The sequence below is a fragment of the Methylobacterium sp. J-070 genome (assembly GCF_022829385.1).
In the GTDB taxonomy this organism is placed as follows: Bacteria; Pseudomonadota; Alphaproteobacteria; order Rhizobiales; family Beijerinckiaceae; genus Methylobacterium.
This window is the reverse complement of record NZ_JAKSXX010000309.1, coordinates 1-283: the sequence shown is the minus strand read 5'-3', so window position 1 is coordinate 283 and position 283 is coordinate 1. Positions and strand designations below refer to the sequence as shown.

The following is a 283-nucleotide window of genomic DNA, read 5'->3' as shown; positions in this document are numbered from 1 at the left end:
GTCGGTCAAGATCCCGGTGCCCGGTGTCGCTACGGCTGAGCTGCAGGTCCACATTGGCCCCGGGCTGACGCAACCACACGGCGCGTTCGGTGCGTCGCAGCTCGACGAACCCCAGCTGCCCGACGAACATGTCCACGACGGGCGAACACGGTGGAGAGCCCGAGGCCGGTGCCCTTGCCGATCTCCTTGGTGGTGAAGAACGGCTCGAAGATCTTCTCCATCAGCTCGGGCGGGATGCCCTGGCCCGTGTCGCGGACCTCGATCAGCACATGGTCGCCCGCGG

Annotated in this window: 1 pseudogene; it reads right to left on the bottom strand. The window is 67.5% G+C overall.

Annotation, left to right across the window (positions count from 1 at the left end):
• Positions 1-110: 110 nt before the first annotated feature.
• Positions 111-283, bottom strand: a pseudogene (locus tag MKL01_RS34990) (ATP-binding protein); the annotation flags it as partial.